Consider the following 15023-nt stretch of genomic DNA (forward strand, 5'->3'; position numbering starts at 1 on the left):
CAGTCTCCGGGTCTTGTCTTGTGGTTTGAATCGGTCGGGCCTGGCGGGCTATCGACGCTATTGCCGCAGGCCGGTGGCGGCCTCGATGGAGCGGACCATCTCCATCAGCAGCGGCGCCACCTTCTTTTCCATCATGCCGCGCTTCACCTGCGAGCCGGGCACGGCGCAGTTGAACAGCAGCGGGCGATTCAGGTAACTGATGCGCGAATAGACGCCCACGCCGTACACGCCGATGCCGGCGTCGCCCTCGTTGAGCGCGAAGCCGCGCTTGGGGTAGTGCGCCACGTTGTGGCACAGCGTGTCGTAGAACGACGCGTATTCCTCGGGCCGCTCGTCGCGGGCGGCCGCCATCAGCCCTTCGAACTGCGCCTTCGACAAGGTGCACAGGTAGGCCCGGCCCATGGCCGTGCTCAGCACCGAGCGCACGGCACCGGTTCCCGGCCGCGCCGGGGTGCCCTCGTTGTGGGTGCAGGACTGCAGGTAGGTCACGTCGAGCCGGTGCGCCACGCCCATCGACACCGCGCCTTCGATGCGGTCGGCCAGCGCCTGCATCAGCGGACGGGCCACGTGGCGCACCTGCAGCCCGGTCAGGTACGGATAGCCCAGCGCCAGCACCTGGGCGCTGACGAAGTACTTGTCGAGCTTGGGATCCCAGTCGAGATAGCCCAGCTCGAACAGCGTGCGGCAGATGCGCGAGACGGTGGCGCGCGGCAGCTGCAGCCGCTGCGCCAGCTCGCCGTTGCCGAGCGGGCGCGGCTCGTCGATAAAGCAGCGCAGCAGGGCGAAGCCCTTGGCCAGCAGGCCGCCGAAGGACGGATCCTCGCGGCGGCGTTCGGCGATGAATTGTTCGACCGGCAGGTTCATGGCGTTTTCCCATTTACCCAGTCTGGACAGCGCGCCATCCAGTGTCAAAAAGCGGAATCAATTTCCACATATTGGAAATATAGGCCATCGCATTGACCCCTCCGGCGTATCGCCCCTAAGGTTCTCCGGCATCGGACACAGATTCGAAAAGGAGACAAGACATGGAGAACCGCACCCTTGCCCGCGGGCGGCGTGCCGTGCTGATCACCGCCGCGGCCCTGTGCCTGCAGCCCTTCGGCGCAAGCGCCGAGGATGCTTATCCGAGTTATCCGAGCAAGCCCGTGCGGCTGTTGGTGGCCTACCCGGCGGGCGGCCTGACCGACACGCTGGCGCGCGCGCTGGCGGAGGGTCTCGGCAAGCGGCTGGGCCAGACCATCGTGGTCGAGAACAAGGGCGGCGCGGGCGGCATCATCGGCACTGACCAGGCGGTCAAGGCGGCGCCCGACGGCTACACCCTGCTGCTGACCATCCCGGTCCGATCACGTCGAACCTGGCGCTGTACAAGAAGCTGCCCTACGATCCGCGCACCGACCTGCGCCCGATTTCGGACATCGCCACCGCGCGCACCGTGCTGGCGGTCAATGCGGCCGTCCCCGCCCGGACCGTGGCCGAACTGATCGATTACGCGAAGAAGGAACCCGGCAAGCTGCGCATGGGTTCCTGGGGACCGGGCACCCAGCCGCACACGATCCAGACCTATATGGCCAGGAAGTATGGTGTCGACATCCTGCACGTGCCCTACCGTGGCGAGGGGCCGATGGTGACCGACCTGCTGGCCGGCCAGGTCAACGTCACGGTGGGCTCGGTCACCGCGCTGCAGCAGCACTTCGCCGGCGGCAAGCTGCGGCCGCTGGCCGTGGCCGGACCGCGCCGCGCCAAATCGCTGCCCGACGTGCCCACCTTTGCCGAGGCCGGCTATCCCGACGACGCCTACCGGCTGACCGGGCCGATCACGCTGATGGCGCCGGCCAAAACACCCCAGCCCATCATCGACCGCCTGGGGCGCGAGGTCAGCGCGCTGGTGAAGAGCCCGGCTTTTTCGAAGCGGATCGAGGACATGGGCGCCGAGCCCGTCGGCAACACCCCGTCCGAGGCGGCCAGCGCCTACACGGCCTACCTGCCCGTGGTGCTGAAGCTGACCGCCGATACCGGGGTCACGCTGGACTGACGCCGTCACCGGAGCGCCTGCCATGCGGCTCAGCCAGATCCAGGACTTCATCGCGGTGGCGGAAGGCGGCAGCATCCGTGCCGCGGCCAGGACGCGCGACGTATCGGCACCCGCCCTGACGAAGAGCATCCGGCAGCTCGAGGACGAGCTGCATGTGCCGCTGCTGACGCGCACCACCCGCGGCGTGGTGCTGTCGCACTACGGCGAGGCGTTCCTGCGCCGCGCGCGCCTGATCGCGGCCGAGGCGCGCAGGGCCACCGAGGAGATGACGCAGATGCTGGGCGCGCGCACCGGCACGGTCCGCCTGGGCGTCACCGGCGGACCGGCCCACCTGCTCGTGCCCGCGGCGCTGAACCGCTTCCGGCGACAGCACCCCGAGGTCCAGGTGTGCATCGACAGCGGCCGGTATGCGGTGCACCTGCAGGATCTGCGCGCCGGCCTGATCGACATGGCGGTGAGCCCGGTTCCCGACCAGGGCATCGACCACGACTTTATCTGCGAGCCGCTCTACAACAACGACTCGGTGGTGGTGGCGCACCAGGAGCATCCGCTGCGCCATGCGCGCTCGCTGCGCGAGCTGGTGGGTTCCGAATGGATCCTGACGACCGCCGGCATGCACGGCCCGGGCGCGGCCATCATGGATGCCTTCCGGGCGCGCAACCTGCCGCTGCCGCGCGTGGCGGTGCGCTGCGATACCTTTGGCATGATCCAGGCGCTGCTGCAGGACCGGAAGCTGCTGTGCATGGTGGCGCGCCAGCTGATGCAAGCCCGCACGTCGGCTGCAACCGGACTGGCGGTCCTGCCGATCGGGGACGTGCTGCCCAGCCACACCGTGTGCCTGATCTACCGCGCCGATTCGCCGATGCCCCCCGTCGTCGCCGGCTTTGCCGCACAGCTCCGGCGCGAGGCGCACTACCTGGTCAACATGCCGGACAGTCCACTGCGGCGGCCCGGCGCGACGCAGCCGGCGGGCGAGCCGGCGCCCCTTGCAAGTGGCGATCTGGTGACTTGAAAGCGAGCCCGGCACGCCCCATGCGATTTGCAGGCCGCTAAACTCAGTTGTGACATTTTTTCCCACGGTTCAATGGAGGCACCCGCGGGCACTACAATGCTGCAAAAAATGCACCGGCAGCGCCCGCTTCCATGATCGACCTTGCAAGACGACGCCTGCGCGTACGCCTGAATCCCGCCGCGATGATCGTCCCGATGACCATCGCCCTGGTGGTTGCCATCGCCGGGCTGGGCGCCGCGGCACTGGCCCAGATGCGCAGCGACGCCCTGGCCAGCGCCAGCGAAGCCTCGGCCAACCTGGCGCTCACGCTGGAGCGCAGCATCTCGCGCAACCTGCATATCTACCAGTTCGCCCTCGCCGGGGTCGCCGATGCCATGCAGGACCCGGAAGTGATGCAACTGCCGACCGCCTTGCGCCAGCGCGTGCTGTTCGACCGCTCGATCAACGCCGAGGACATGGGGTCGCTGGTGGCTACCGATGCCAGCGGCAACCTGGTGCTCGATTCGCGAAAATGGCCGCCCCGCGCCATCAACCTTGCGGACCGCGACTATTTCCAGGCCCACGTGCACAACGCCGACGCCGGCATCTTCCTCAGCCAGCCGTTCCAGCCACAGGTCACCGCGGAGAGCAAGTCCATCGGCCTGAGCCGCCGGGTGTCGGGGCCTGACGGCGCTTTCCGCGGCATCGTCGTCGGCGCGCTGCGCCTGAACTACTTTCGCAAGCTGTTCAATGGCGTCAGTGTCGGCTCCGGCGGTACGCTGACGCTGCTGCGCACCGACGGGACCATCATCATGCGCCGCCCGTACGACGATGCGTCGGTGGGCCGCAATATCTCGGCCAGCCCTTCCTTCGCGCCGCTGCTGCGCGGCACCGAAGGCAGCTTTATCGGCGTCGCCGCGGTCGACGGCGTGCAGCGGCTGTACAGCTACCGGCGCCTGCCCGACTTCCCGCTGATGGTGGTGGTCGGGCTCTCGGTCCACGACGTGCTGGCCCCCTGGTACAAGCGCGCATGGTGGTTTGCCGGGCTGATCGCCGTGGTCGATGCACTGATCGTGGCGCTGGCGGTGCTGCTGTCGCGCCAGTGGCGGCGCCGCCTCGACATGGAGGCGCACCTGCGCCTGATGGTGAATACCGATGGCCTGACCGGCCTGGGCAGCCGGCGTGCGCTGGATGACGCCGCCGACAAGGAGTGGCGGCGGGCACGGCGCGACGGCCGGCCGCTGTCGCTGCTGATGGTCGATGTCGACCACTTCAAGCAGTTCAACGACCGCTACGGCCACCTTGCCGGCGACGATGCGCTGGCCGCGGTCGGCGACAGCATCCAGAAGCAGATCCGCCGGCCGGGCGACTATGCCGGCCGCTACGGCGGCGAGGAATTCGCGATCCTGCTGCCCGGCACGGCGGCCGCCGGCGCCGCCAGGGTCGCCGAGGCGATTCGCCATGCGGTGCAGGCACTGGAGATCCCGAACGCGGGCAGCCCGCTCGGCGCGGTGACGGTCAGCATCGGCGTTGCCACCAGTTCGGCCAGAGGCGGGGACGCCCAGCCGTTCGCGGACCTGCGCGCCTTCCTGCATGGCGGCGACCAGGCGCTCTACCTGGCCAAGCGCGACGGCCGCAACCGCGTGGTGGTATTGGGCGAGGCCACGCCGGCGCTGGCCATCTGAGGCGGCGCCAGCCGCGCTGCAGCGACCCGGCCAGTGCCCTCAGTGCCCTCAGTGCCCTCAGTGCGTCCGGTGCAGGTAAGCCTCGACGTAGCTCACGCCGAACTGGATCAGGTCGCGGGTATCGCCTGAATGATGTCCCGCCTCGGCAGCCACCACCAGCGCCTGCGCCAGTTCCCGCAGGCGGTTCCGCAAGGCCTGCTTGTCCGGCCCCGCTACGGTCCTGAAATGGGTAAAGGCTTTCTCGGCGGCGTCCGCGATGTCGACCGCCGTCGCCTGCCCCTGCTCTCCCGCCTTGACGGCAGCGTTCACGATCTCGTCGACATAGAGCGCCACGATGGGCGTCACGCCGTCGTTGCCGGTCTTTACCGGATGGCGTGTCGCGTCGCCCCGGGCATGCTCGTCCACCATGACCGGCGCCCGCCCGCCTATCGGCGCGGTCGGCGCGGTCGGCGGCGCTGGCTGGCCGCTGTGCCGCAGCGAGCCGAAGCGCTGGGCAAAATGCCAGGTAAATTCGGCACCCAGCAGGAAAATCTGCGCGGCGTAGTACACCCATAACAGCAACACCACCAGCGACCCCGCGGCGCCATACCCGCTGGCCACGCCGCTCTTGCCGATGTACAGGCCGATCAGGAACTTGCCCAGCGTGAACAGCAGCGCCGTGACGATGGCGCCCAGCCAGACGTCGAACCAGCGGATCTTGGTGCGCGGCATGATCTTGTAGATCATCGCGAATACCACGGTCGTCAGCACCAGGCTGATGACGGTGTCCAGCACATGCCCGACCGCCTCGTCGATGCCCAGCAGCGGCCCCCACTCACGCCCCATCGCCGAGATGCCGGCACTGAGCAGCAGCGAAACGACCAGCAGGAAGCCGATGCCCAGGATCATGCCGAACGACAGCAGCCGCGCGCGCAGCAGCGCAAACAGGCCCGAACTCTTCTGGCGCTGCGGTACCCGCCAGATGCGGTCGAGCGCCGACTGCAGTTCCGCGAACACCGTGGTTGCGCCCACCACCAATGCCACCACGCCCAGGATGGCGGTGACCGTACTGGCGGCCGGCTCGCTGACCGCGACCAGCATGTCTTCGACCACCTGTGCCCCTTCCGCGCCGATCAGCCCGTTCAGCTCGCTGACGACCTCGCCGCGCGCCGCTTCGGCGCCGAATATCACGCCCGCCACGGTGATGACGATCATCAGCAGCGGGGCAATCGAGAAGACGGTGTAGTACGCCAGCGCCGCGCCCATGCTCGGGGCATAGTCGTCGATCCAGGAGTCGATGCTCTCGCGGATCAGCTCGAAGGCGGCGCGCGGCGACACGGGGCCAAGGGATAGCATGCGAGGTCCTGTCGCGTGTCCTGCATGGCAATAGCAAATCCCATTCCAGAGCACCGGGGCCCGCAATGCGGCGCCTGCGGCGGCCTCCTCGCGTTCCTTCCTGCAACGGGCGCTTCCGGAATTACCAGCCGCGTTTTTCTCCCCTGTGCGGCATGTGCCTGCCGGAATACCCGGCGGGCCGGTTCCGGTCAATCCAGCGACACCCCCAGCTTGCGGATCAGCTCGCCCCAGCGCTTGCTGCCGGCCGCCAGCCATGCCGTGGCCTGGGCGCCGTCGGTGGCCTGCGGCCTGACGCCTTGCGCCAGCAGCTTCTTCTGGAATCCCGCGTCCGCGAAGATCGTCTTCAGCTGCTGCTCCCAGCGCGTGCGGATCGGCGCGGGCGTGCCGGACGGCACCAGCATCACGAAAGCGAACTCGGCGTCGAAGCCGGATACGCCGGTCTCCGCCACGGTGGGCACATCGGGCAGCAAAGGATCGCGCCGCAGCCCGGATACCGCCAGCGGCACCAGCTTGCCGCTGCGGATGTACTGCACCGCGGTCGGCGTCGCCAGGAAGCCGGCCGGCACCTGCCCGGCGAGCACGTCGCTGAGCGCCGGGGCGTTGCCCTTGTATGGCACGTGCGTGCCCTGGATCTGCGTGCGCGCCTTCAGCATCTCGAAGGCGATATGCCCCGGCGACGCGATCCCCGCCGAGGCGTACGACAGGTCCTGCGCCTTCGCCATGGCCAGGAACTTGTCCAGGCTCGCGACCTTGATGGCCGGGTGCGTCACCAGCACCTGGTTGAAGGTGCCGGCCAGGCCCACCGGCTGCAGGTCGCGCACCGGGTCGAACGACATCTTGCGGTAGGCGAACGGGTTGACCGTCACCAGCGTGTCGGTCGACATCAGCAGCGTGTAGCCGTCAGGGGTAGCGCGCGCGGCGGCCTCGGCACCGACGTTGCCGCCGGCCCCAGCGCGGTTTTCCACCACCACCGGCTGCTTCAGGTCACGGCCCGCGCGCTCCGCGACCAGCCGGGCCACGGTATCGAGCGGCCCGCCGGCCGGAAAGTTGACGATGATGCGGACCGGCCGCGACGGGTAGGCGTCTTGCCCGTGCGCGGGCAAGACGGCCAGCAATGCGTAGCCGGCAAGGGCGGCAAGGGTGGCAAGGGCCCCCCGTCGGGGCCGGTGCGCGGCGGTGGGCAAACCAGTGGGCCGGGTAGCCATGGGGCGGGTCATGCGTTGTCTCCGTGTCTCTCGTTATCGATGGGTCAGGCCAGTGCGGTCGGGTTCGGGCTGGCATCGCTGTGCCCGATCATCGTCAGCACCAGCTGGTGCAGCAGTTCCTGGCGCACGCCCGCCAGCGCGGGCTCGTGCCACAGGTTGTGCGATTCGGCCGGGTCGCTCTCCAGGTCGTACAGTTCGCCCCAGTCCGCGCCCTCATAGAGGCTGAGCCGGTAGCGCGCGGTCTGCAGCGTGCGCATGCGCGTGCGCATCGGGAAATCGAACAGCGTGCGCTGGTTCTCTTCCTCGACCAGCACGGCCTCGCGCGGCAGCGGCTCGCCCGCCATGGCGGGCAGCAGCGACAAGCCCTGCATGCCGTTGTAGGGCAGGCAGCCGGCGCGCGCCAGGATGGTCGGGGCGATGTCGATGGTGGAACACAACGCCTGGCTGCGCACGGCCGGTGCCGTGGCCGGGGCCTGCGCGGCCCGCGCAGCGGGCTCGGACCACAGCAGCGGCGTGCGGATCAGGCCCTGGTAGTGCAGCGGTCCCTTCCACAGCAACTGGTGGTCGCCGAAGAAATCGCCGTGGTCGCTGGTGAACAGCACCACGGTATTGCGGTCCAGCCCCAGGGCCGCCAGCCGGGCCATCACCCGGCCGATGGTGTCGTCGATATGCGCGATCGAGCCATAGTTCAGCGCCAGCGCCTCGCGCGCCTCGCGCGCGGTGCAGGCGAACATCGCCGGCGTGTGCTTGACCGCGCGGCCGGCATCGCGCTGCGCGTGCATCCATTTGAGGTGCGGCGGCGCCAGCGCGGGATCGTCATGGAACGACGCGGGCAGCACCATGTCCTCGGGACGGTACATGTCCCAGTAGCGGCCGGGGGGCGTGAACGGGTGGTGCGGATCGGGGAACGAGCACTGGATCATGAACGGCGCGTCGGCCCGGGCGTATTGCTCCAGCAGGTCGATGGTGCGGTCGCCGATCCAGGCGGTGGTCGACAACGTCTCCGGCACGCGTGTGCGCCAGGCTTGCCGCGCGGCGCAGAGCGCGTAGTCCGGCGTCGGGATGGCGTGCTGCTGTCCGCACAGCGCAGCCACTTCCGGATGGTGTTGTTCAAGCCAGCGGCGGTAATGGCCGCCGGCGGTGTCGCCATGGTCGATCACCAGCTGCACGTCGCCGAAGCCATAGAACGGCAGCGACATGTCGAAGCCCGGATCGTCGCGCCACGCCGGCGCCCATTCCTGGTCGAAGCGCCCGGCCTCGGGCCGGCGCGCCTCGCCTTCGGTGCGCGGATCCTGCGGGCGCGGCCATACCGGCGGCAGCCCCGTCATGTTCTGCAGGTGCGACTTGCCGACCAGTCCGGTGCGGTAGCCCGCCTCGCGCAGCCGCTCGACAAAGGTCACCTGCGACAGCGGCAGCGGAATGCCGTTGTGGCGCGCGCCATGGGCCGACGGCATGCGCCCGGTCATCAGCGACGAGCGGTTGGGCATGCAGATCGGCGAGGCGACGTAGCAACGCTGCGCCACCCAGCCGCCGAGGCGGTCGATATTGGGCGTGCGCACGACATCGTTGCCATAAATGCCGAGGTGGTCGGCGCGGTGCTGGTCGGTGATGAAGAGCAGGAAATTGGGGCGCGGTGTCGGGTCGGACATATGGGGGGCTCAGGGGGCGGTCGGGGACGCTGTCGAAGCGACATGGCGCCACGTGTGAAAAGTATGGCATTGGCCGGGATGACATGGAAATGATTAAAATGGTCACTGCTATAACATCTTTGGCATACCGGAAACCCCATCATGGACTGGACCCAGCGCCTGCGCATCCGGCAACTGCATGTGCTGGTGGCGCTCTACGAAACCCGCAACGTCAGCCATACCGCGGAGCGGCTCAGCATGACGCAGCCGGCGCTGTCGCGCTGGCTGGCCGAGCTGGAAAGCGAACTCGGCGTCGCGCTGTTCGAGCGGCATTCGCGCGGCCTGGTGCCGACGCGTTTCTGCGAGGCGCTGGTGGTCCACGCCCGCACCATCCTCAGCGAGATCGAACGCACCCAGGCCACCATCCGCGTGATGGCGGACGGCGCGGCCGGGCAACTGGCGGTCGGCGCGACGCCGACGGTTGCGGTCGACCTGCTCCCCGCGGCGATCCGGCAATTCCGCGAGGCGTTTCCCGAGGCGCACCTGACGCTTGCCGAGGGCACCGTGGAAGACATGCTGCCGGCCCTGCGCGAAGGGCGGCTGGATTTCGTGGTCGGGCGCACCGAGGTGCAGGGCATCGACGCGCCGCTGCGCTGCGACCTGCTCTATCCCGAGACCATCCGCGTCATTGCCGGCCCGGCGCATCCGCTGGCGCGCCGGCGCAAGCTGCGCTGGGACGAGACGCGCGCCTATACATGGATCGGCCCGCCCGCCACCAGCCAGATCCGGCGCGAGCTGGACTACGAACTGGCACTGGCGGGCGAACCGGCGCCGACCGTGCGCATCGAGAGCGCCACGGTCCTGGCAAACGTGGCGCTGCTGCAGCAGAGCGAATTGCTGGCGGTGATGTCGGGGAGGATGACCGAGTTCTTTCGCGCCCTGGGACAGGTGGTGGCGTTGCCGCTGCCGTACCGGCGCGAAGGCACGGTGGGCGTGCTGCGGCATCGCGATGCCGAGCAGACGCCGCTGCGGCAGGCCTTCATGGCGGCGCTGGTGGCGGCGGCACGCTAGCGCTGCCGCGCTCCCCCGCCCTTCCCCACCTATGGCGCGTCGTCGCGCGGCGCGGCGGTGGAGCCGCGCACGATCAGCTGCGGCGTCAGCTGCACGGTGACGGCATCGGATCCCGGCTTGTCGATCTGCCGCAGCAGCAGCCGCGCCGCCTCCTCGCCCATTTCATGGACGGCGATGCGCACCGTGGTCAGCGGCGGGGTCAGCGCATCGGCGAACGGCATGTCGTTGTGCCCGACCACCGAGATGTCGGCGGGGCAATCCAGTCCGCGTTCGCGCAGCAGGTCGTAGCAGCCCATCGCCACCAGGTCGTTGCCGGCGGCGATGGCGGTGACTGCCGGAAAGGCTTCCAGCAGTTGCGCGCACGCCAGCTTGCCGGCCTCGCGCGAATAGCTGGCGGCCTCGATCACGTGCCAGGCGTCGCGGCGCAGGCGGTGCCGCCTGACCGCCTGGACAAAGCCTTCGCGCCGCAGGAAGCCGGTGGACAGCGCGGCCGGGCCGGCGATATGGGCGATATGGCGATGGCCGAGGCCGACCAGGTGGTCTACCGTCAGCCGCATCGCCAGCAGGTTGTCGCTGACCACGCACGAGACCCGTCCCGTCTCTTCGCCGCGGTTGACCGTGACGACCGGGATATGCTGCCGGATGCAGTAGTCGAGCACCGCGTCCTCGCGCTCCGCCGTCGCCAGCACCAGCCCTTCGACCTGCCGGCCGATCATCTGGTCGATGATGAAGCGCTGCCGGCTCTTGTCGGTGCCGGCGTTGACGACGATGGGTACGTAGCCCTTTTGCGCCAGCACCGACTCGATCCCCGCCAGGATCGGCGGGAACACCGGGTTGGCGATATCGGGCAGCACCACGCCCACCAGCCCGGAGCGCTGCGTGCGCAAGCCCGCGGCGATGCGGTTGGGGCGGAAGCCGCGCGCCTCAGCCACTTCCAGGATGCGCGCCGCCACGTCCTGCGCCACCAGGTGCCGCGTGGCCGGGTTCATGACCCGCGAGACCGTCGAGTAATGCACGTCGATCTCGGCGGCCAGGTCTTTCAGGGTGAGGCGCTTGCGCTCGGGCATGACGGCAGGTGGCTGGGCGGCGGCCCGGGAATGGGGGAGGCGATATTTTAAGGTGCATTGCTGCTGGGGGTGGTTAATGAAGGTGGGGGCTTCACTTTGGCGTCATCTTGACGGGGCTGCGGCTGGGCATCTGGCGGATATTTGATATGCCCTGGTTTCGCCCTGAGGGCCGGAGCCTCCACGAAGTGCAGCGCTTCACTCCGTGGTCACGCCGGCCCTCACCCCAACCCTCTCCCGCAAGCGGGAGAGGGAGCAAACCATCAGCAAGCTTGGCCATCAAGGGGCCGGGCACAGAACGCCCCGCTGCGCTCGCTTGGCGCCATCGCCGATGAGCCCACAGACCTATCCCTGCCCATTGCTTGCTCCCCTCTCCCGCAAGCGGGAGAGGGAGCACACAACTGCAAGTCTGTGCCACCGCGCAACCCTTACTCCCCAGCCCTGACCCCTGACTGCCGCACCACCGGCGCCAGCTTGCCGATTTCCGCCTGGATATACGCGGCAAACTCCTGCGGCGACGAACGCCGCGGCTCGGCGCCCTGCGCGGCCAGGCGCTCGCGCACGTCGGGCGATGACAGCGCCTTGCCGATCTCGGCGTTGAGGGCATCGACGATCTCGCGCGGCGTGCCGGCCGGCGCGAGGACGCCGAACCACGAATCGAAGGCATAGGCGGGAAAGCCCGATTCCGCGACGGTCGGGATATCCGGCAGCGCACTGGCCCGCTTCGGCGTGGTCACCGCCAGCGCGCGCAGCTTGCCTTGCCTGACGAACGGCATGGCCGAGACGGTGGGCGCGAACATCATGTCGCCGCGGCCGGCCATGACGTCGGTCAGCGCTTCGCCGGTGCCCTTGTACGGGATATGCGTGATGTCGATGCCGGCCTGCATCTTGAACATCTCGCCGCTGAGGTGCGTGGAGCTGCCGGAGCCCGCGGAGTCAAAGTTCAGCGCGCCCGGCGTGGCCTTGGCCGCCGCCACCACGTCGCGCACCGACTTGTACTTGCTGGCCGCATTGACCACCAGCACGTTGGGCACGCTCGCCACCAGCGAGACCGGCGCGAAGTCCTTCACCGTGTCATAGCCGAGTTTGGGATACAGCGTGGCGTTGATCGCATGCCCGACCGACACCAGGATCAGCGTGTAGCCGTCCGGCGCCGCCTTGGCCACGCCGGTGGCGCCGACGGTGCCGCCCGCGCCGGGCCGGTTGTCGACGATCACCTGGTAGCTGCCGCCCTCGGCCATCTTGCTGCCGAGGATGCGCGCAAGGATATCGGTGGCGCTGCCGGCGGAAAACGGCACCACCAGCCGGATCGGCTTGCTGGGGTACTGGGGCTGCATACTGGCGGCGGAGGCGGCGGGGGCGGCCGCCAGCATCAACGATGAAGTCAGCGCCAGCACGGCGCCCTGGATGGATCGAATCATTCCTTGTCTCCTCATTACCGGTGGGACGCGTGGGCCGCGCCTCAGAAGAAATGCCGCATGCCGAGCGCGACGGTCTGCGGGTCGGCGCCCGCGCTTACGCCCAGCTCGTTGATGGCGAAGTCATAGATCGCGTTGCGCTTGTTGTTGATGCGGCTGTAGTACGCATACAGCGCCGTGCGCTTGGACAACGGGTAGTCGTAGCCCACCGTGACCTGCGTCGCGCCCGTCTCCGCGCCGCTGCGGAAGAAGCCGACGGTCTCGGTGGCGTTGCCGGCGCCGTTGCTGGCGAGGCCAAAGCCGACCCGCACGCTGCCGGGCCCCAGCTTCTGCACCACCGACGCGTAGTAGCCGTTGCGCGTCAGGTCGCCCGTGGCGGTGCGGTAATGCAGCCGTTCATAGAGCAGCGCGACGGTGGTAGTCGGGAACTTGTAGGAAACGCCCGCCTTCATCGCATCGTCGTTGCGGTTCGCGGTCTGGTAGTGCTGGTGGATTTCATAGGCCAGCACCACGTTGAGCGGACCGTTGTCGTAGGCGGCGGAGAACGAGTACAGCCCCGGGTTGCGCGGCACCGTGGTCTTTTCCTCGTTGATGCCCCACGCGGCCGCGCCGCTGAAGCCCGCCAGCGACGGCGTCTTGTAGACGATGATGTTTTTCTGCCGGCGGTCGAACGCGCTGGTGTCCTGCACGTTGTCCGAACTCGACGTGGAGCCGTTGCCGATCAGCGCCATATAGCCCGCCGTGGTCGGGTAATACGGATCGTAGGTCGAGGTCGCCTCGGTATAGGGCGTCTGCCAGTGCCCCATGAACAGCGTGCCGGCGCTGCCCTGCAGCCCGATGCGCGAGTTGCGCCCGGCGATCTGGCCCTGGCCGGTGTCGAGCGAGACGTTGCTCTCGATCTGCCAGATCGCCTTGAGGCTGCCGCCCAGCCCTTCCTCGCCGCGCATGCCAAACACGGAGCGGTTGTTGGTCAGGCGGCCGACGCCGCCAAGGCGCGCGCCGTCGGTCGCGGTATTGGCATAGGAATACTCCAGCGCGGTGTTCAGGCGCCCGTACAGCGTCACGGACGACTGCGCGCCGGCGTGGCCGCTGCAGGCCGCGCCCATGGCCAGCAGCAGCAAGCGGTACCGCTTCGGAACGGATGTCATTGGTCTACCCCTGTGGTTGTGGTGATTCTTTTTGTAGTCACTTTTGTGGTCAGCGCTATGTACTTCCGCGCTGCAAACGTTTGCATTCCAGCCCAAGAAATCAGACCTTCGGATATGGCATCGCCAGCAGCAGCAAGGCGGGCCGGTTGCCGGGATTGGACACCTGCCGCGCTTCGCCCGGCGCGAGGCGCACCGAGTCGTACTGTCCCAGCGTGACGGCCTCGTCCGGCGTGCGCACGCAGACTTCCCCTTCGAGCACGACGTAATGCTTTTCCACCGGCGAAGCATCCAGCGCGGTATGGCCGCCGGGCAGCAGCACCGAGACCCCGAGCCACAGTGCCTCCGACGGTCCGGCCTCGTGCCCCTGCAGCCGCAGGCAATGCATGCCGTCGTGATTGGGCGGGAAATACGCCGGCGCCTGGGCAAACCGGGTCGTGTTCATGGCTTGAGCACCACGCGCTCGGTGGCGCCTTGCAGGACCGCGCGGTACGCGTCCTTGGCATTGGCCAGTGCATAGGTGTAATCGGACAGCACCGGGAACGGCCGCAGTTCACCCGAGGCAAACATCGGCGCAAGCTGGTCCAGGATCTGCGCGCAGGCGCCGCTGTCCAGCGCCAGCGTGTCGACGCCGACGTAGGTATGCTGGCCGCGGTAGAAGGCGAAGATGTCGAACGGCACCGGCTTCTCGATGGTCGAGATAAAAATCTGCGTCGCGCCGGTTGCCATCGCCCGGTTGGCCTGCTCGAAATATGGGCTGCCGACGGTGTTGTAGACGATATCGGCACCATGGCCGCCGGTCTCGTCGCGCACCACCTCGGCGATCGCTTCGCGGCTGGCGTCGATCATGCGCACTTCGCCGCTGGCATGGCCGCGATAAGGCACGGCCGTGCGCTCGACGGCAAAGACGCGCGCACCCAGTGCCGTGGCAATCTGGATGGTGGCCTGCCCGACCTTGCCGTTGCCGCCGCAGACCAGCACGGTGCTGCCGGCCTGCGGCATGCCGGCGCGGCGCAGGCCTTCAAAGGCGGTGATGAACGGCACGCCCACGGCGCCGGCCTCAAGCAGCGACACCGAGGCCGGCTTGGCGCGCACCGCGCTGGCCTGGATGCTCAGGTATTTGCCATGCGTGCCGTCGCGGCGGATACCCAGCTCGCCGCCGCTGCCCCACACCTGCAGGCCCAGCAGCGCGGCGGGCCCGTCGACCACCAGGCCGGCATAGTCGCGGCCCGGGGTGCGCGGCCACACCGCATGCGGCATCAGGCCCAGCGTCGCCTTCACGTCGCTGGGATTGACCCCGGCACTGGCGACTTCGATGATGCATTGGTCCGCCGCGGCATCGGGGCGCGGCACGCCGAGCAGTTCGAGCTGCAGCGCTTCGATATCGGCGGCTTTCTGGTTCACACGGATGGTGTTCATAAGGTTTGTCCTTTCAGTGTTCGGCAATAC

Annotated in this window: 12 protein-coding genes and 1 pseudogene; 4 read left to right on the forward strand and 9 right to left on the reverse strand. The window is 68.6% G+C overall.

Annotated features, from left to right (window positions below; genetic code table 11):
• Window positions 1-57: 57 nt before the first annotated feature.
• The gene (locus JTE92_RS08570; protein ID WP_063241308.1) at window positions 58-864 is read right to left on the reverse strand and encodes an IclR family transcriptional regulator; all 807 of its coding nucleotides are present in this window, start codon (window positions 862-864) and stop codon (window positions 58-60) included.
• Window positions 865-1025: 161 nt separating this feature from the next.
• Between JTE92_RS08570 and JTE92_RS08575 the strand changes: the two are divergent.
• The 3 genes and pseudogenes from JTE92_RS08575 to JTE92_RS08585 all read left to right on the forward strand — a co-directional run bounded on the left by JTE92_RS08575 (window position 1026) and on the right by JTE92_RS08585 (window position 4708).
• Window positions 1026-2032 (forward strand): annotated as a pseudogene (locus tag JTE92_RS08575) (Bug family tripartite tricarboxylate transporter substrate binding protein).
• 22 nt (window positions 2033-2054) lie between these two features.
• On the forward strand, window positions 2055-3044 hold the full coding sequence (locus JTE92_RS08580) for a LysR family transcriptional regulator (protein WP_063241307.1): 990 nt from the start codon (window positions 2055-2057) through the stop codon (window positions 3042-3044).
• A gap of 131 nt (window positions 3045-3175) precedes the next feature.
• Complete coding sequence (locus JTE92_RS08585) at window positions 3176-4708, forward strand: sensor domain-containing diguanylate cyclase (RefSeq protein WP_063241306.1); 1533 nt, start codon at window positions 3176-3178, stop codon at window positions 4706-4708.
• A 57-nt stretch (window positions 4709-4765) separates the two neighbouring features.
• Here the strand turns inward: JTE92_RS08585 and JTE92_RS08590 are convergent, their stop codons facing one another.
• The 3 genes from JTE92_RS08590 to JTE92_RS08600 all read right to left on the reverse strand — a co-directional run bounded on the left by JTE92_RS08590 (window position 4766) and on the right by JTE92_RS08600 (window position 8897).
• Window positions 4766-6043, reverse strand: a complete 1278-nt coding sequence (locus JTE92_RS08590; RefSeq protein ID WP_063241305.1) for a YihY/virulence factor BrkB family protein — start codon at window positions 6041-6043, stop codon at window positions 4766-4768.
• A gap of 188 nt (window positions 6044-6231) precedes the next feature.
• The gene (locus tag JTE92_RS08595; protein WP_232353430.1) at window positions 6232-7260 is read right to left on the reverse strand and encodes a Bug family tripartite tricarboxylate transporter substrate binding protein; all 1029 of its coding nucleotides are present in this window, start codon (window positions 7258-7260) and stop codon (window positions 6232-6234) included.
• Window positions 7261-7292: 32 nt separating this feature from the next.
• The gene (locus tag JTE92_RS08600) at window positions 7293-8897 is read right to left on the reverse strand and encodes a sulfatase family protein (protein ID WP_063241303.1); all 1605 of its coding nucleotides are present in this window, start codon (window positions 8895-8897) and stop codon (window positions 7293-7295) included.
• Between the two features lie 141 nt (window positions 8898-9038).
• Here JTE92_RS08600 and JTE92_RS08605 point away from each other — a divergent pair, with 141 nt between their 5' ends.
• The gene (locus JTE92_RS08605) at window positions 9039-9947 is read left to right on the forward strand and encodes a LysR family transcriptional regulator (RefSeq protein ID WP_063241302.1); all 909 of its coding nucleotides are present in this window, start codon (window positions 9039-9041) and stop codon (window positions 9945-9947) included.
• A 29-nt stretch (window positions 9948-9976) separates the two neighbouring features.
• On the opposite strand, the gene JTE92_RS08610 is transcribed toward JTE92_RS08605, so the two are convergent.
• The 5 genes from JTE92_RS08610 to JTE92_RS08630 all read right to left on the reverse strand — a co-directional run bounded on the left by JTE92_RS08610 (window position 9977) and on the right by JTE92_RS08630 (window position 14993).
• Window positions 9977-11014, reverse strand: coding sequence for a LacI family DNA-binding transcriptional regulator (locus JTE92_RS08610; protein ID WP_063241301.1), 1038 nt, complete (start codon window positions 11012-11014; stop codon window positions 9977-9979).
• Window positions 11015-11439: 425 nt separating this feature from the next.
• Entirely contained in the window at window positions 11440-12432 is a 993-nt protein-coding gene (locus JTE92_RS08615) for a tripartite tricarboxylate transporter substrate binding protein (RefSeq protein ID WP_063241300.1), read from the reverse strand.
• Between the two features lie 41 nt (window positions 12433-12473).
• Window positions 12474-13577 (reverse strand): porin, encoded by a 1104-nt coding sequence (locus tag JTE92_RS08620; protein WP_063241299.1) that lies wholly within the window; start codon window positions 13575-13577, stop codon window positions 12474-12476.
• A gap of 100 nt (window positions 13578-13677) precedes the next feature.
• Window positions 13678-14019, reverse strand: coding sequence for a cupin domain-containing protein (locus JTE92_RS08625; RefSeq protein ID WP_063241298.1), 342 nt, complete (start codon window positions 14017-14019; stop codon window positions 13678-13680).
• Complete coding sequence (locus JTE92_RS08630; protein WP_063241297.1) at window positions 14016-14993, reverse strand: quinone oxidoreductase family protein; 978 nt, start codon at window positions 14991-14993, stop codon at window positions 14016-14018. Before JTE92_RS08630 ends, JTE92_RS08625 begins: the two co-directional genes overlap by 4 nt.
• Between the last annotated feature and the right edge of the window lie 30 nt (window positions 14994-15023).

The sequence above is a fragment of the Cupriavidus oxalaticus genome (genome assembly GCF_016894385.1).
GTDB lineage: Bacteria > Pseudomonadota > Gammaproteobacteria > Burkholderiales > Burkholderiaceae > Cupriavidus > Cupriavidus oxalaticus.